Consider the following 16,704-nt stretch of genomic DNA (forward strand, 5'->3'; position numbering starts at 1 on the left):
AGAAATTTACTGTGGCCAACCTTCGGGGATGAACGGGGTGCGATTGTTGCCGGGTATGCAGGGAGCCGTTATAAATCGCTTTGGCCCACCTGCTTTAAACGGATTTCCTTCGGGGCCCTGGCTCGGTTTACGGCGGGTCTGAACGTAGAAGAGTTCATCAGGTTCTTTTATGATGCCCCCCTGATCATCATAGGCTCCAAACGAAAGAACGGTAGCATCTTTTTTATCCATAAAGCGACGAACCGTGGCAATCGAACTAGCGGTGAAAAAGCCCACTACGGCTTCTCGCGGATTAGCTAGATTCGTTACGTTCCCAACAATGGCCGTTGGGGGTGTATCGGCTAGTCCACCCGCATTTTCCGTTTGCTGCTGTAACAGTTTATAAAACTGATAAGCTGATGCCGTCAGTGCCGCCTGTCGTAGTTCAAGCAGGGCGGGTTGCCGGGTCAGCAATGGCACCTGAGCGATCTGACGGCCATTGACAGCCCCACCATTGGCCAGTTGGTCATCAAAAATATTGAGGTAGTAATTTTGAATTACATCCCAACATTGAGATCGGCAGGGATAGTCAAACCAAATGTCTTGGCTGGCTTGTGTTCCTTGCCTGGGAAGTTCTACACAATCTTCCACGGCTCTCCGAACCGATACGAGAACACCGTTTTGTATATAATCCTGCTGCACCGAATCGACGTAGGTGCCCTGATAACAACTGCGGCACCAGTGCTGTTTCTCCCATAGTTTCCAGTCCCAACGGTAATAATTTCGCTGGTCAACGGGATCTTTTGTCGTTACGTAGCAATCATAACCCGCCCGGAAACCATTAGGATACAGACCGGGTCGAAAGGCGGTTGCGTTAAAGCGAATCGATAGGTTATCAATTGGTGGCACATCCGGCATAATTTGCTGGGTAGACACATACTGTCTTCCATCGCTGAGTGTAATCCGAAGTTGATAGGCATGGCCGATCTGCCCCCGAAAATCGCTGGGCAACTGATACGTACCGTCTACGGTCTCGTGGGCGGCAACACGTTGACTGGAATCAACTATAACTTCAACTACTGCCTTAGTGATGGGTAGGCTGCCAAATCGGCCTGTTAGCGGGTCGGCTCTTGACCGATTAAGCGTAATCAATTGGGGCTCGGCCAAATTGGTGACGATACCGTCCACAACAATCACATCGACCGTACCCGTTAGGTCAACTATAAATGGATCGATACAGGCCAGGGCGAGCACTACTAATGATAAACAGCTTAGCAGAAGCGTAAACGGAAGGCGCATGGGCAATCAGTGAAACCGTTGAGTAGGCTGGGGTTAGTAACCTATGGTAGATTAAAGTAAAAATAGGATATAGTTGATATATTTAAGCGATTTTGAGCAAGTTAATCTACTGGCCTGAATCGCTCGTTGATGAGTTGATTCTACCGCCAACATCTCATAGCTTAAAGCCAATTCCTACACCCACTTACCTTTCTTTTCATGAATCAACGATTAGTCGTTACTACGTTTCTTTTTCTCCTTGTTTCTACTGGCTTCGCTCAGATCACCTATACCCTCTCTGGTGTGGTTCGTGATTCGACTACCAATCAGCCCCTAAGTAGAGCGGCCGTCGTCATCAACTACGAGAAGTCGACAACTGGGGCGTACACCGACGCTGCGGGCGCCTATTCCATCAATCTTAGAGCGGGCATGCACGTAATCGTTGTTCGGCATGTGGGGTATGTGCCCTTCCGCCAGTCGATTCGCATCCGCGGCAATACGTCCCTCGATATTCGTCTGCCGAGTGTAGCCAGCCAATTGGAAGAAGTTGTTGTTACGAGCAAAGGCTATGACCGCAATGTTCGGCAGCCGCTGCTGGGCGTGAGCCAGATTAATATCACTACGTTAAAGCGCATGCCGGCTGCGCTGGGCGAAGCCGATATTCTGCGGAGTCTACAACTCTTGCCGGGCGTGACCAGTGTGGGCGAGGCCGCTAACGGTGTTAACATCCGGGGCGGCACCACCGATCAGAACCTGATTCTGATGGACGATACGCCTATTTTCAACCCGACCCACATGTTCGGGCTGTTCTCGGTGTTTCCACCCGATGCGGTGGCGGGGCTGGATTTATACAAAGGCAACGTACCCGCCCGTTACGGCGGGCGGGCGGCTTCAGTGCTCGATATCAACCTGCGCAATCCGGACCTGAATCAGACCCGACTCAGTGGAGGGGTCAGTTTGGTGGCAAACCGGCTAACGGTAGAAACGCCGATTGTGAAGGGAAAACTGGGGCTGCTGGTGTCGGGTAGGGGAGCCTTCAACGACTTTCTGCTGCGGCTGGTGTCGCCCCGCTTCGACGACATTCGAGCCAAGTTTGGCGATGGTACGGCCAAGCTATTCTGGCGCGTCAACGAGCGCAATACCGTAACGGCCATGGGCTATTACAGCCAGGATCTGTTTCAGACGAACTTACTGGGTAGTCTGGCCAATGTGAATGCGACGGGAACTCAGTATGAACACCAGACGACCAATGGGATGGTGCGCTGGTTTCACGCCTTCACGCCACAGGTGAACCTACAAACCACGGCCATAATTGCCCGGTACGTACCGACCATTCTGTCCATCGAAGACAGTACGAATAATAAAGTTGCCCTACGGCAGAGTCTGTTGCAACGCCAAATCAAGTCGAACCTGAATTATCAGCTGACGAATCATAAGCTGGAGGTCGGCATCAGTGGAGCGCATTATCAGATCAATCCGGGGGAGTTACTGCCAGGGAGTAGTCCCAGCGTCAACTATCGTAAAACGCCCGTTGAGAACGCACTTGAACTGGCTCTGCACGCCGAAGACGAATGGAGTGTGTCGGATAACCTATCGGTCTCGGCGGGTCTGCGGTACTCCCATTTCCTGAACCTGGGGCCCATCACGGTTCGGCGCTATCAGACAGGAGAAGGCGTCGACGAAACGAGTATCATTGATTCGGTACAGTATGGTGCCGGGCGGGTCGCGTATCAATACGGTGGGCTGGAACCCCGACTTGGCCTGCGCTACGCATTAGGTGCAAACTCGTCGGTCAAATTTGGCTATAACCTGATGCGGCAGTACCTACAGGTCATTACCAACACCACGACGCCCCTGCCTACGGCCCGATGGAAGACCGCCGACGCCCACATTCAACCGCAGATCAGCCAGCTTTTTTCGGCGGGGTATTTTCACAATAGCCGTAACAACATCTTTGAAGTCTCAGCCGAAGTCTACTGGCGAAGTACCCAGCACGTACTGGATTACAAGCCGGGCGCTGATTTTCTGTTGCAGCCATACCCCGAAACACAACTGCTGGCCGGTCGAAGCAAGGCATACGGCGTGGAACTGATGGTGGCTAAAAAGAAAGGAGAGTTGACAGGCTGGATCAATTATACCTATGCCCGTACCCTTAACCAGGTCGACGAAGGCGCGAACTTTCGGCAGCGCATCAACGGGGGCGACTGGTACGCGGCTAACTACGACCGACCCCATAGCTTCAACTTCAGCCTGAACATCAACCAGACGCGCCATCATAGCTTCTCGTTCAATTTTTCCTACAGTACCGGGCGACCCTATACCGCACCAGAAGGCTTTATTCGCTACCAGGGCCGCACGTATCCGTACTACAACGAACGGAACCAGTACCGACTGCCCGACTACCACCGGCTGGACTTCGCCTGGAACATATACAATCCCAGTCTAAAGAACCGGCGCTGGCAGGGGCACTGGACCTTTACGGTATATAACTTATACGGTCGGAAGAATGCCTACTCGATCTATTACCGTACCGAAGGGCAGGCAACAAACCCGTATCGACTCGCCATATTTGCCGCGCCCATCCCTAGTCTAACGTATAACTTCGAGTTTAAGTAAATCACCAGCTATATGCGCTCGTTGCTCTTTTTAGGACTGCTTTGTTTAGTGACGGTGCTCATTCCGGCTGCCTGTGTTGACTCATTCGATCAAACGTTACCAGGTACTAATGATATTCTGGTTGTTGATGGTACGATCACCAATCTGGCCGAACCGCAGCTTATCCGCATCAACCGCTCAACGGCCGACCGACTCACGGGGCGCTTTGGCTCTACACCCGTGACGAAGGCGACCGTTGAAGTTGTGGTTGATTACGTTGTGCGAATTGCATGCCACGAAACGCTGGATGGAACGTATCAATTACCTGCGGATTTTAAAGCTGAAATAGGCCATACCTACCAGCTTCGTTTTACATTAGCCAACGGTGTTAGCTATCAATCGTCTTTAGAACGTTTACTACCTGTTGCTCCAATAATATTAGTACGCGCTGAGTTTAACGCTAATAGCCTTTCCTCTACTCAACGATTACTCGGCAGCTATCCTGCGGCCCATGATTTTTATGTTGACTTCAGTGATCCGGCCGACGAATCTAACTACTATCGCTGGCAATGGATCGACTGGGAGCGGCAAGAGTGGTGCCGTAGCTGTAGTGGGGGCCGGTATCAGATGGTAGGTCCGGAAGGTAAGCTCATAGAGGATTGCGTAAACGAAACTTTTACCTTTCCACGTTATGATTACAATTGTCGGAATAAGTGCTGGGAAATCCTGTACGGCAATGAGCTGGTGTTATTCGGTGATGAGTTCAGCAATGGTAGGCCAATTACATCCTTGCGAATCGCTCAAGTACCTCTCTACTCGAAAGAACACTGCTTAGTCGAAATTCGACAGGAGTCGCTAACGCGAAACGCGTACACCTATTACAAACAACTTGATGATCAAACCCGCAATTCCGGCGGTGTAGCTAGTGCGCAACCCGCCATTCTCGTCGGCAATATTGTCAACTTGACCGATAACCGTGATTCCGTAATTGGTTATTTCACCGTGTCGGGGGTGTCATCGGTCCGTTATTGGCTGACTCGGAGTGATGCAACGGGGTTTGCCCCAGGCCTTTTTCAGGCTCTAAGCGGGGGACTTAATCCTGCAAATGAACCCTCTATTGAGCGGAATCGACCCCCATTAGCGGTATGTGTGTCAAGTAATAGTCGAACCCCCTTTAAACCTGAAGGCTGGCGCGATTAGGACGCATAAATCTTTATTACTGATCCTATAGATGGCACTGAATACGCGAAGCTGACAGACTAGAGGCTGATTTCCAATCTGTCGGCTTGTAACGTGTTTAAAAAATTTATACGTAACGTTCGGTGATGTGCGCCGTTCGCTCGCAGGTCTCCAGGAGCAAGGGGTGGCGCGGTTGGTTGAGTGCCGCTTCTAACTCCTCAATGGTTTCTTTGAATAGCATATGCACGGGGATCTCGTGCGATTCCTGTTTGCCTTTAATATACATCAGCGACGGACGTACCGTGCCCGATGCGGCCAACTCATTGTATTGCTGTTTAGCCGCTACCCACTCTTCGTCACTTGTTCCAAAGGAAACCACACGTTCGGATAATGGGGTCGCTTTGCGGTCAGCCAGCTTCGCGTCGAGGTCGGCCAGCATACGCTTTAAGTGGAATGTATCTTTTCCGGTGCGAATGCGCTCCCGCAGCGACTGACGGATCAGGTACGTTAGCGAGTTCGACAGGTTCAACCCAATCTCCGCCATTTGTTTAAATATGAGCGACGAGGGCGACATGCCGGGAATGGTGTTCGGGTCGTGTAGTAAAACCTGGCCACTGGGTGTCAGGAATCCGTCAATACGTGAATACACATTGATACCCAAACGTGAGAATGCCTGCTCAACGGCTAGCTGTATCTTCCGGTTATTCTCCAAACTTGTATCAACCGGAATGCGCTTGCGGGCAACATTTGTCTTGTATTTCGTCTCGAAATCGAAGGAAAGAGCATTGTAAATTTCCGTTGGAGGCAAGGCAATCGCTCGTTGGTCGTCATCCTGAATAACTCCGCAGGAGAACTCCTGTCCACTGATAAACTCCTCAAATAGGACCTCATCTTCCGCATTGAGCGAAGCCAACGTAACGGGCTGACTTGCCGAAAGTGCATCCAGCCGTTCAACAAAATCCTTCGGGTGTTTGATCACCTCGCCGGTTTGTTCGATCACCAGCGGGAAGCTGATACCGGAATCCAGGCTCACCATTTTCTGAGCGAGTTCGCGCTTCTCATCGGTCGACAGTTCTGCCCATTCGCTGAGTTTGCTCCAGCCATCGGGCTGGATGCTCATCGTAAAGAAACACTGCTCAACGGCCCGGCAAAACTGGGCAAGGTCAGCTTCGCGGACAATAGCCACGCCGATTGACGAGCCCTGGTGAGGGGCTTTTACAACGATTGGTAAACCGAGGTGTTCAGTAAGTGACTGAAAAAACTGGGCTTTGTCAGACCGCTCATAGGCGTCGCGGTTAATGGTAGCTGTTTTCTTTTGCTGCCCGGTGGCCAGGGCGATCAGCTCATTTTGCAGAATCTTATTAATACCAACCGCCGATCCGACCAACCCCGGACCTGTATACGGCATTTTGTACCACTCTAATAACCCTTGTATAGCCCCATCTTCGCAGTCAGGACCGTGCATGGCCAGAAATGCCATCTCGAAATGGTTTCGGAAATGTTCAGGACGTAACTCAGGTAACGTAGCATGGAGCGCAGCGACGTCGAGCGATTCATCATAGACAGAGAAACCTGAATTGTCCTGTGGCAGCGCATCGCGTAGGGAAGGAGCCTCTAAAAACGCTGGCGAAACCAGCCGGAACCCGCCACGGCCGTCGACGAATACTAATACGGGCTCGAACAAACCTTTGTCTAAATTGGCTAAGGCCGTACGACCACCGGCAAACGATACCTCGCGCTCGCGCGCCGGGCCACCGAAGAAGATACCTATTTTCACTGATTGAAGAGATAAGTGCGAGTAGCAAAGAAACAAAAAAACGCCTGATTCGGCGTTTTAATGTTGTAGAGAAGAAGGCTCTTTAATCAGGTTTAACGATAGTTGCCCCCTGAGCTAAGGGACTCCCCAGCAACGCCAGCAGTTTCGGAACGATCGATCTCAAAACGGGATAGGCGTTCGTATATGTGTCCAAGACAATGACCGGTACCGGATATCGAGTTAAATTTTGCTGAAAAGGAAGATTTTTGTCGCACGTAATCAAGGCGTCGAAGTTGTATTCCAACAGGAATCGAAGCACATCTACATCTTCGGTCCCATCTTGACGCATTTCCCGAACAGTGAATACAGTGTGGCCAACTAACTCCTGCTTGAGTCTTCTAGGGACGTTCTCATCAAGCAGCCTCATAAATGGCATTAAGATTAGTCGCTGTGAGTAAACGTTCGGCTATTTTTAACGTAGCCACAACCTGCTCCTTTGATACTGAAGGAAAGTCATCTAAGAACTCGTCTACAGAAATGCCCAGTTCTAAATGATCAAATAAGGATTGAACCGGTACTCGGGTACCTCTGAAAACCGGTGTACCCCCCATGACTTTCTCACTAATTGATATTACATCAGGAAGGCTTGCCATGTTAGCAAAATTTAAAACGCGGGCGTGATATTTATGGCCTCGACTTTGGTGATTTCTGGGACGGCTTTTAGAATAGCTTCTTCCAGCCCACCCTTGAACGTCATCGCCGACATAGGGCAGGAGCCACATGATCCCATGAGTTCAAGCCGGACAACTTTGTCATCTGTTACTTCCAGCACTTTCACGTTGCCACCGTCCGCTGCCAGATAGGGCCGCATTCCGTCAAGGGCTCGCTCAATTTGGTTAATTAGGTGGTCGTTGTTTATTGCCGTCTCCATTGAATGCTATGATTTACGGTAAATTTACACGTTCGCAAGGTTTTATGCAACTTCTACACGCTTTGTGCGGTCGACCGATGCATTCCGAATCGCTACCTGTTGAGCCAGGGCTTCGGCCGTTTGCTGGAATGCTTCGCTGGCTACTGGCTCTCCAACACTGATGGCGGGCCGTCCTTCGTCGCCCGCTTCTCGGATGCTTTGCACCAGCGGAATCTGCCCTAGCAACGGTACGTCAAACTGATCGGCTAGTTGCTTACCACCGCCTTTGCCAAATATGTAATATTTATGATCGGGCAACTCGGCTGGGGTGAAATAAGACATGTTTTCAATAACGCCCAGTACGGGTACGTTAATCTGCGGTTGCCGGAACATAGCCAGACCCTTTGTAGCATCGGCCAGCGCCACCTTTTGGGGCGTTGTAACGATAATGGCACCCGTTACCGGTACGGTTTGCACCAACGTCAAATGAATATCGCCGGTGCCCGGTGGTAAGTCGATCAGTAGATAATCCAGTTCGCCCCAGTCGGCGTCTGAAAAGAATTGCTGTAAAGCCCGGCCCGCCATGGTGCCCCGCCAGATAATGGCTTGACCCGGATCAACCAGAAAGCCCATCGAAAGCATTTTGATACCGAACTGCTGAACTGGCTCCATCTTCGTCAGACCGTCGACCTGATAAATACGTGGCTGAATGGCTTCGGCCCCAAACATCGTGGGCATGGATGGCCCGTAAATGTCGGCGTCGATGATGCCTACTTTAGCCCCTGATTTATAAAGCGCGATGGCCAGATTCGCCGTCACCGTTGATTTACCAACGCCCCCTTTGCCGGAGGACACGGCTATAATATTTTTCACGCCGGGCAGCGTTGGGGCATTCGAGCGTGTCGACGTTACGTCGGAGGTCATATCAATCGTAACCTGTACGTCAGTACCGATGTGCGTATGAATAGCGTCTTCACAGCGTTTGCGAATAACTTCCTTTAACGGGCAGGCCGGAGTGGTCAGGACAACTGTAAAGCGAACAGAGCTGATTCCCAGCGTTACGTCGCGTACCATGTTGAGCGAAACAATGTCGCGTTTCAAATCTGGCTCTTCAACCGTACTCAGTGCTTGCAGAACGGCTTCTTTACTTAATCGATAATCAGACATAATGGAAGGGAAAAAGAAGGAAGGAGAAGAAAGGGAGAAGGGAAAGGCTAAGCTACTGCCCTTTCTCCTGTTTCCCGTTCTTCCGTATTCCCTTGACGTAAACGACTTCGCACTTCAGCCAGTTCCGTTGTTACGTCAACGCGCTTCGATAAGATATCGAGCTGACTGATCAATTTGGTCAAAAACTGCTGATAAGCGGTACTACTGTCTCCGTACAGTGGCTGATGAAGCAGCGATTTACTAAGCTGAGTCCACTGAGCAACGAAGCCACGAAGTTCATCGTCAAACGCGTTTTCGGCAAATTTTTCAAAAATATACGCGTGCGCCTGCGCATTGGGGTGAATCAGATCCGCTTCGTAAAAGCGATAGTCCCGCAGATCGTCAATCATTAGCTCATACGCTGGAAAGTAGTGAACCCACTCGTTCCAGACAGTTAACTCGTGCGCAATAACGCGTAAGGTCGACTTGCTAACCTGGTTCAGGGGTAACGTATCACGCGTGTGCCGCACCGGACTAACGGTAACAATGACCTTAAGCTTGGGATTTGCCTTGTGCAAGGTTTTGAGCAGCCGCTTCATATCATCCTGTAAGTGCTCTACCTGATACAGGTACTTTTCAAACAAAAAGCCAGGCATCTTATGGCAGTTGGCGACAACCTTTCCCGTTTCGATATGCCGGTAGACAACCGCTGAGCCCAGGGTCAGCAATAAGAAGTCGGCTTTGCGAACGGCGTCAGCGACCTCTCCCAGTCGATTCACAAGTATATCTCGGAGTTCATGGCGGCTGTTCGCCCAGAGCGACGAATGAAAGTCATAGTGAAACCAGACTCCATCCCGTTCAACGTAGCGGTTTTCGTCTGGAGCGGTTCCGTACAAAGCCATGGTGAGTAGCTTGGCGATGGAAACCGGATTAAAAAGGGTGCCAAACGGGTTGGTCAATACGTTCAGTTTATTACTAGCCAACCGTTGTCCCATAACCTCAGCAAAGCATGACCCAATGGTCACAATCCGACTGTTCAGGCCGATGCGGTGAGGGAGTGGTTCGGGTGTAAAATCGGTATGAAACTGCATACCAGATTAACAAAAATACCACTTGTTTAGGTCCTTGCAGGCGGGGTATTTTTAGTTGCTAATTATTGATTTATAAGTCATTAGCCTGGCTGCTATCGAAAGAGTGTATACTACGTTCAGCCACGTCCATTCTGAGCTGTTCTTCACGAATAGAGGCCTAATAATGAAGGCTGCTAAGTCATGACGTGAGCAAAGAGCAAATAAAAAAGGGGCTAAATCACTTTAGCCCCTGTGAGTTTGTCGCATAGTGCTTAGTCAGCGGCTACTACGTCAAATTTTACTTTGTGTTTAACGTCCTTATGCAGGTCGAGGGTAGCCTCATACGTACCAAGCGTTTTCACATCATCAACCGCAATTTTCTTCCGGTCGATGTCGAATCCTTTTTCGCGCAAGGCATCAGCGACCTGCGTGTTGGTAACGCGACCGAAGATTTTGCCACTGTCGCCCGCTTTTGCCGGGATGGTCAGAGTCATATCGCCAATACCATCGGCAATCGCCTGCGCGTCATTTTTGATTTTTTCGGCTTTGTGAGCCGCCTGACGGATGTTTTCAGCAACGATCTTTTTGTTCGAATCGGTTGCCATTACCGCATAACCCTGCGGAATCAGGTAGTTGCGGCCATAACCAGGCTTCACCGTTACGGTGTCATTCTTGTAGCCCAGGCCAGCGATATCGGTTTTTAGAATAATTTCCATGAGAAAAATGTTTGGCTGTTCGGTCGTTTGCCTGTTTGTCTGTTACGGAGACAAAACACCGAACGACAAAAACAGACGAACAACGAAACAATTATTTCAGTGAATCGCCTACGTAAGGTAGAATGGCTAGGTGACGAGCCCGTTTAACGGCCTGAGCAACTTTGCGCTGATTTTTCAGGCTTGTGCCGGTTAAACGACGGGGCAGAATTTTACCCTGTTCGTTCAGCAGCTTCAACAAGAAATTGCCGTCTTTGTAATCGATATATTTGATACCGGCTTTCTTGAAGCGGTCGTATTTTTTGCGGTTCTCGGTTTTCGAGACAGATTCGTTTTGCAGACTCATGATTACTTAGCCTCCCCGGCGTTTTCGGTTTGTTTTTTCTTACCCACTAAGCCATTGCGCTTCCGATCGTTGTAAGCCACAGCGTGCTTATCGAGCGAAACCGTCAGGTGACGGATAATGCGCTCATCGCGAAGATACTCCGTGTTGAGTTTCTCGATGATGGTACCGGGCGCCGTAAACTCGAAGAGCTGGTAGTAACCGGTGCTTTTGTGCTGAATTGGATAGGCCAGCTTGCGAAGGCCCATATTCTCTTCGTGAACGAGTTCCGCGCCGTTGTCGGTCAGCACTTTACGGAACTTGTCAACGGCGTCCTTCATCTGAGCATCAGATAAAACGGGAGTTAAAATGAACACCGTTTCGTAGTTATTGGGAAACATTGCTTGTAATTGGTTTGAAATGAGGGCGCAAAGGTACGAAAAAAGTTATAAAGTTGTAAGGGTATATCGTTATAAAGTTGGCTGACGCGTTTGGGGAAGGCGTAAACACACGCTAAAAACTATACAACCTTGCAACTTTATGAGTCTTACTTTACCGTAAACTCGCCATCGCCAATTCGGAAGCCTTCGCAGTAAATTTCGATAGTATGACGGCCTTCGTTAAACCGCTGCGCCCCCCGACCGTATATGAAATCAACCCGCTGACGGCTGTTGTCGAACGTAAACCGTTGCATGGCCGTATAAATCATGCCCTGGCCGTTATACGTAAACTCACCCGAGCCGGTGGCCAGATCCGATATGACGGCTCCCGCTGGGTCCAGAATTCGCATGTACAGCTCTTTTTCGTTCTGCTGGGCTAACCCGTTTGGTGCGATACGTACTGATACCTTAATCTTGTCAATTTTCTTGGCCTTGTAATTGCCGCCATCCCGTTCTTTTCCACGCGAATTTAGTGCCGTAACGACGATGTCTTCCGCGCGGAGGGCCGCAGCAATACTGACCTTCTCGCTCAGTTCCTGGTTTTTAGCCGAGACGGCTGCTACGGAGTCGTTCAACGCCTGACGTTCGGCTTTCAGACCACTGTTTTCCTGCGTCAGCGTTTCATTCTGCTGAGCTAATGCGCCATTCTCCTGCTTCAGACGAGTAATCTCCTGGTCTTTCTGAGCCAGCAGAGCCTGGTAATTCCGGATTTTCTGGTCGTATTTACGGCTGTCGAAGGAGTTGACGTTACGTAGTTCACGCTTGTCGACTTCCAATTGCTGCTTCACTTTCAAGAGTGAGTCAACGCTGCCACCGAGTTGCTGAATTTCTGCGATTTTAGCGTCTAACTGGGCCGATATAGAGTCGAGTTTCGTTTTCGTAGTAAGCACTTCCTCGGTTTTGGCGGCAATGGTGGCGTCTTTCGTTTTGCTATCCTGACGTTCCTGATAATAGAAATAAAGAAGAAGTACGTTTAAGGCGGCCAAGATCAGTAACGCGGCTAATAAATAACTACGACTACTGTTCTGGGTTTGAGGTCTAGGTTCCATTGGAGTCATAAACTAAGCAGAAGGGTTGCACTTAAAATCCATTCCAAAACTAAAACACCTGTGCAATTATTGTCTTCTTCAAATGCTTTAGGGCCAAAAACTACGCCTTTCTGCGTAGTTCTCAAACTTATCTTTGCACAATCTTTATCGAGAAACAGGGCAGCATTCGCTGTCAAGTGCTTATGATCGCGGATACAATTCATCAGATAGAAACGGAGCTGCACGGGCGGGCTCAACTCATTGCCGTTACAAAAACAAAGCCGGTTGCGCTGCTACAGGAAGCTTATGAGGCTGGCTGTCGGCGCTTTGGCGAAAATAAGGTGCAGGAAATGGTGGATAAACACCCCCAACTGCCCGCCGACGTAGAATGGCATTTAATTGGTCATTTGCAGACGAACAAAGTGAAATTCATTGCCTCGTTTGTTACGTTGATTCATTCCGTTGATAGCTTAAAGTTGTTGCAGGAGATCAATAAGCAGGCCGCTAAGCACAACCGAATTGTTGATTGTCTGCTTCAGATTCATATTGCCGATGAAGAAACAAAGTTTGGCCTGTCGGCTGAGGAGGCCGAAGCACTGCTGAATGCTGGGGAACTTGATGCGTTGGCTAACGTTCGTATTGTAGGGCTGATGGGCCTGGCTACCAACACAGACGATACTGAGCAAATTCGCCGGGAGTTTCGTGGGTTAAAGCAACTGTACGACAAGTTAGCCGCTATTTCGCGATCGAATGTTGCCTTCCATCATCTATCGATGGGCATGAGTGGTGATTATCAGATTGCCGTCGAAGAAGGAAGTACGCTGGTTCGGGTTGGTAGCGCTATTTTTGGATCAAGAAACTAATCAAGACCGGGATTGAGCGGATTAAATGGATGAATAGGATTTTGTTGCTACGTAAACTACTTGCAAAATCCTGTTCGTCCATTTAATCCGCTCAATCTGGGTTCAGAATCATATGAAATTTTTTATTCAATCTGGAGCAGTTTTAGGGTTGCTGGGTGTTGCCCTCGGTGCGTTTGGTGCCCATGCATTACGTACCATGCTGGAGTCTACTGGCCGGACGGCTACGTTCGAAACGGCGGTTAAATACCAGTTTTATCATGCACTGGCGCTCGTATTAATCGGCGTACTGATGCAGTTGTTCGGCAGTAATCCGGCCATTGTTAAGCTTCTCAACTGGGCGGGCTATTCGTTTTTAGGCGGGGTGCTGGTCTTTTCCGGGTCACTGTACATCCTGTGTTTCACTGGCATTACGTGGTTAGGTGCCATTACGCCTATTGGTGGGGTGGCCATGATTGCGGGCTGGGCGCTGCTGCTGTGGGCGTTTTTATAGAAGGAGAAAAGGGAGTAGTGGGAGGAAAGGGAAAAGAGGGAGAGTCTTTTTTTGCGGTCTTGATTCCCCTTCTTTCCTCTCTTCCCACTACTCCCTTTTCTCCCTCTTTTTTCGTATCTTTGTCGTCTGATTCTGAGAATAATGCAAACGAATATACAGGCAGAAACCGCCCGTCGGCGGACCTTCGCCATCATTAGTCACCCCGATGCCGGGAAAACCACGTTGACCGAAAAGTTGCTGCTTTTTGGGGGGGCCATTCAAACCGCTGGAGCTGTAAAGTCGAATAAAATCAAGAAGTCGGCTACGTCTGACTTTATGGAGATCGAAAAGCAGCGGGGTATCTCCGTCGCTACGTCGGTCATGACGTTTGAATACGATAATCTGAAAATCAATATTCTGGATACGCCTGGCCACAAAGACTTTGCTGAAGATACGTATCGGACACTGACCGCTGTCGATAGCGTTATCCTGGTGATTGACTGCGTAAAAGGCGTAGAGGAGCAAACCGAGCGGCTGATGGAAGTCTGCCGGATGCGCGATACGCCAGTTATTATTTTCATCAACAAACTCGACCGCGAAGGACAGAATCCGTTCGACCTGCTCGATGAGCTGGAAGAGAAGCTGAACATCCGCGTGCGCCCGATGACCTGGCCCGTGAATATGGGTTCTGATTTCAAAGGTGTTTACAGCCTGATCGAGAAAAAATTATATTTCTTTAAAGTTAACAAGACGAAAGTCGAGGACGACGTATTACCGATTGAACTCGAAGATTCGCTGCTTGATGAGAAAGTCGGCCAGCGGGATGCGGCCCAACTCCGCGAAGACGTTGAGTTAATCGAGGGCGTTTACGATACCTTCGATCGGCAGGCGTATCTGGATGGCAAGCTGGCACCGGTATTCTTTGGGTCGGCCGTTAACAACTTCGGCGTAAAAGAACTGCTCGAAGGATTCTGTCAGATTTCACCCGAGCCGATTGCCCGCCCGACCGATAAGCGCGAGGTACTGCCCGGCGAGAAGAACTTCAGCGGGTTCGTCTTTAAAATCCACGCCAACCTCGATCCCCGTCACCGCGACCGGATTGCGTTCCTGCGTATCTGCTCGGGCGTGTTCGAGCGGGGTAAGTTTTACCACCATACACGGCTGGACAAAAACGTTCGCTTTGCATCTCCCTTCAGCTTCATGGCTGATAGCAAGAGCGTGGTCGAAGAAGGTTTTCCGGGCGACGTAGTGGGTTTATACGATACGGGTACGTTCAAGATCGGCGATACGTTGACGGAAGGGGAGGAGTTGCAATTTCAGGGCATTCCGAGCTTTTCACCCGAAATCTTCAAAGAACTGGTGAATCTGGACCCAATGAAGTCGAAGCAGTTGGACAAAGGGATTCAGCAGCTAACCGACGAAGGCGTGGCGCAATTGTTTACGCTTGAACTGGGTAATCGTAAGTTCGTGGGTACGGTGGGTGAACTCCAGTTTGAAGTGATCCAGTACCGGCTGGAAAATGAATACGGCGCTAAATGCCGCTGGGTGCCTTTGAATTATACGAAAGCCTGCTGGATTACGGCGGAGAACTCAGCTAAGCTGGCCGAGTTTATTCGGTTGAAGGGCAACCAGATCGCTTATGATAAAGACAATAACCCTGTTTTTCTGGCGGAGTCGGACTGGATGTTGCGCATGAATCAGCAAAATAATCCAGATATTCAGTTTCACCTGACCTCCGAATTCAACGTAACAGCTTAGCGGAAACAGTTGCTTCCGTAGGGTTAGTTAGCCGCTTTTTTTAAACTACTGCTGTTGAGTAGAGTTATGTACAGGAATAGTGCATAACCATACTCAACGCAGATGAAAACGATACTTGCCACCTTCGCCCTTGGGCTAGCCATTGCCGGTTCGGCCGCAGCCCAGCAGAACTCCTCCCAGAGTTCATCGACCAACGGGTCGACAACCAATACGAGTGTAAACCAGTCGACTAACCAGGGCTCCGGCAATGCCGCTCGGCCTAATTCCCCTAATACGTATCCAAATAACGGCACAACCCCGGCTGCTGGAACGGGCAACACCGTCGACCAGAACTATGGGTCAGGCAGTGCGGTTGGCCCGGCTGGAAACGGCGGCATTACAACAACCTCGACTGACGCCCGCAGCAGCACAACCACAGGAGCAAGTCCGGTTAAGGCAAAGAAGAAAAAACCAAAAGCCGATAATCAACGATAAGCGGGACATTACTTACCGACTACATATCTGTTAACTCAATCGTTATGAAACATACATTGTTGAAAGCCGCTGTCCTGATGGCCCTAATGGCGCCTGCCGTTGCGTTTGGCCAATCGCGGGAAAGCGTAAAAAGCAGCTCGCCGTACAATGGCAGTGCGGCCCGCGTCAGTGATAAGGAAAAGGCTAAGGTGGCTGCCGAAAAGTTCAATGGCCAGCGGAGTACCCCTGCTCAGCCTACAAAGCCGCAAAGTGGTAAGCCGCGCGTGCAGGGACCGACAGAAAATGGTGGGCGCGTAAAGAATCCGAAAACAAATAACGGCAACAGTTGATGGACGTACTACGTCGGCTCCTGGTTAGCTTTGACGGGAAGCCGACGTTTTAATAAATGTTTAATAACCTTTTGTCGATTAGCCTGTTTCTGTACGTGAAAACGTAATTGATTAAACACACTTAACTCACTGCCGTATGAAAAAGGTAATTGGGGTAATAACCGCAGTCTTGCTGATGACCGGCGTGTCGTTTGCGCAGGATGAGATGAAGAAGGAAGCGAAGGCCGCGCATAAAGAAATGAAGCAGGACGCCAAGCAGATGAAGAAAGATGCCAAAAGTGTGGGCAACGAAGCGAAAGCGGATGCGGCCAAAGAGATGAAACACATGCATAAAAGCATGAAAAAGACCGAGAAGAAAGTCACAAGCCAATAGCCGGGTGGTATTCTATTAAAAA

At 49.9% G+C, this 16,704-nt stretch carries 19 protein-coding genes; 8 read left to right on the forward strand and 11 right to left on the reverse strand.

The window, feature by feature from the left end; all coding sequences use genetic code 11:
- Positions 1-6: 6 nt before the first annotated feature.
- Positions 7-1,278 (reverse strand): DUF4249 domain-containing protein, encoded by a 1,272-nt coding sequence (locus ACYVIY_RS23625; RefSeq protein WP_460978923.1) that lies wholly within the window; start codon positions 1,276-1,278, stop codon positions 7-9.
- Positions 1,279-1,476: 198 nt separating this feature from the next.
- Between ACYVIY_RS23625 and ACYVIY_RS23630 the strand changes: the two genes are divergently transcribed.
- Together ACYVIY_RS23630 and ACYVIY_RS23635 are read left to right on the forward strand one after the other, a co-directional pair.
- On the forward strand, positions 1,477-3,873 hold the full coding sequence (locus ACYVIY_RS23630) for a TonB-dependent receptor (protein ID WP_460978924.1): 2,397 nt from the start codon (positions 1,477-1,479) through the stop codon (positions 3,871-3,873).
- 12 nt (positions 3,874-3,885) lie between these two features.
- Complete coding sequence (locus ACYVIY_RS23635) at positions 3,886-5,052, forward strand: DUF4249 domain-containing protein (protein ID WP_460978925.1); 1,167 nt, start codon at positions 3,886-3,888, stop codon at positions 5,050-5,052.
- A gap of 106 nt (positions 5,053-5,158) precedes the next feature.
- On the opposite strand, the gene ACYVIY_RS23640 is transcribed toward ACYVIY_RS23635, so the two are convergent.
- From ACYVIY_RS23640 to ACYVIY_RS23685, 10 genes are all read right to left on the reverse strand, one after another.
- The gene (locus ACYVIY_RS23640; RefSeq protein WP_460978926.1) at positions 5,159-6,808 is read right to left on the reverse strand and encodes a D-alanine--D-alanine ligase family protein; all 1,650 of its coding nucleotides are present in this window, start codon (positions 6,806-6,808) and stop codon (positions 5,159-5,161) included.
- An 82-nt stretch (positions 6,809-6,890) separates the two neighbouring features.
- Positions 6,891-7,214 carry a DUF5615 family PIN-like protein gene (locus tag ACYVIY_RS23645; protein ID WP_460978927.1) on the reverse strand — a complete coding sequence of 108 codons (324 nt, stop codon included), beginning with the start codon at positions 7,212-7,214 and terminating at the stop codon, positions 6,891-6,893.
- Entirely contained in the window at positions 7,201-7,440 is a 240-nt protein-coding gene (locus tag ACYVIY_RS23650; RefSeq protein ID WP_460978928.1) for a DUF433 domain-containing protein, read from the reverse strand. The genes ACYVIY_RS23645 and ACYVIY_RS23650 overlap by 14 nt, the downstream gene beginning before the upstream one ends.
- A gap of 11 nt (positions 7,441-7,451) precedes the next feature.
- Positions 7,452-7,718 carry a NifU family protein gene (locus tag ACYVIY_RS23655; protein WP_460978929.1) on the reverse strand — a complete coding sequence of 89 codons (267 nt, stop codon included), beginning with the start codon at positions 7,716-7,718 and terminating at the stop codon, positions 7,452-7,454.
- Between the two features lie 42 nt (positions 7,719-7,760).
- The gene (locus tag ACYVIY_RS23660) at positions 7,761-8,864 is read right to left on the reverse strand and encodes an Mrp/NBP35 family ATP-binding protein (RefSeq protein ID WP_460978930.1); all 1,104 of its coding nucleotides are present in this window, start codon (positions 8,862-8,864) and stop codon (positions 7,761-7,763) included.
- A gap of 47 nt (positions 8,865-8,911) precedes the next feature.
- Complete coding sequence (locus ACYVIY_RS23665; protein ID WP_460978931.1) at positions 8,912-9,934, reverse strand: GSCFA domain-containing protein; 1,023 nt, start codon at positions 9,932-9,934, stop codon at positions 8,912-8,914.
- Between the two features lie 251 nt (positions 9,935-10,185).
- Positions 10,186-10,629 (reverse strand): 50S ribosomal protein L9, encoded by a 444-nt coding sequence (gene rplI, locus ACYVIY_RS23670; RefSeq protein WP_460978932.1) that lies wholly within the window; start codon positions 10,627-10,629, stop codon positions 10,186-10,188.
- A 91-nt stretch (positions 10,630-10,720) separates the two neighbouring features.
- Entirely contained in the window at positions 10,721-10,972 is a 252-nt protein-coding gene (rpsR, locus tag ACYVIY_RS23675; RefSeq protein WP_012925715.1) for a 30S ribosomal protein S18, read from the reverse strand.
- A 2-nt stretch (positions 10,973-10,974) separates the two neighbouring features.
- A complete protein-coding gene (gene rpsF, locus ACYVIY_RS23680) occupies positions 10,975-11,349 on the reverse strand; it encodes a 30S ribosomal protein S6 (protein ID WP_460978934.1) in 375 nt (124 codons plus the stop codon).
- A gap of 146 nt (positions 11,350-11,495) precedes the next feature.
- Complete coding sequence (locus tag ACYVIY_RS23685) at positions 11,496-12,437, reverse strand: hypothetical protein (RefSeq protein ID WP_460978935.1); 942 nt, start codon at positions 12,435-12,437, stop codon at positions 11,496-11,498.
- 182 nt (positions 12,438-12,619) lie between these two features.
- On the opposite strand from ACYVIY_RS23685, the gene ACYVIY_RS23690 reads away from it, so the two are divergent.
- The 6 genes from ACYVIY_RS23690 (at position 12,620) to ACYVIY_RS23715 (ending at position 16,682) form a co-directional block, all read left to right on the forward strand.
- A complete protein-coding gene (locus ACYVIY_RS23690) occupies positions 12,620-13,279 on the forward strand; it encodes a YggS family pyridoxal phosphate-dependent enzyme (RefSeq protein WP_460978936.1) in 660 nt (219 codons plus the stop codon).
- Positions 13,280-13,391: 112 nt separating this feature from the next.
- The gene (locus tag ACYVIY_RS23695; RefSeq protein ID WP_460978937.1) at positions 13,392-13,769 is read left to right on the forward strand and encodes a DUF423 domain-containing protein; all 378 of its coding nucleotides are present in this window, start codon (positions 13,392-13,394) and stop codon (positions 13,767-13,769) included.
- A 141-nt stretch (positions 13,770-13,910) separates the two neighbouring features.
- Positions 13,911-15,506: a peptide chain release factor 3 gene (locus ACYVIY_RS23700; RefSeq protein ID WP_460978938.1), complete on the forward strand. Its 1,596-nt coding sequence runs from the start codon at positions 13,911-13,913 to the stop codon at positions 15,504-15,506.
- Between the two features lie 102 nt (positions 15,507-15,608).
- On the forward strand, positions 15,609-15,980 hold the full coding sequence (locus ACYVIY_RS23705; protein ID WP_460978939.1) for a hypothetical protein: 372 nt from the start codon (positions 15,609-15,611) through the stop codon (positions 15,978-15,980).
- A 44-nt stretch (positions 15,981-16,024) separates the two neighbouring features.
- Positions 16,025-16,309: a hypothetical protein gene (locus ACYVIY_RS23710; RefSeq protein WP_460978940.1), complete on the forward strand. Its 285-nt coding sequence runs from the start codon at positions 16,025-16,027 to the stop codon at positions 16,307-16,309.
- Between the two features lie 136 nt (positions 16,310-16,445).
- The gene (locus ACYVIY_RS23715; RefSeq protein ID WP_460978941.1) at positions 16,446-16,682 is read left to right on the forward strand and encodes a hypothetical protein; all 237 of its coding nucleotides are present in this window, start codon (positions 16,446-16,448) and stop codon (positions 16,680-16,682) included.
- The last annotated feature ends 22 nt before the right edge of the window (positions 16,683-16,704 follow it).

It is taken from the genome of Spirosoma knui, from assembly GCF_054780635.1.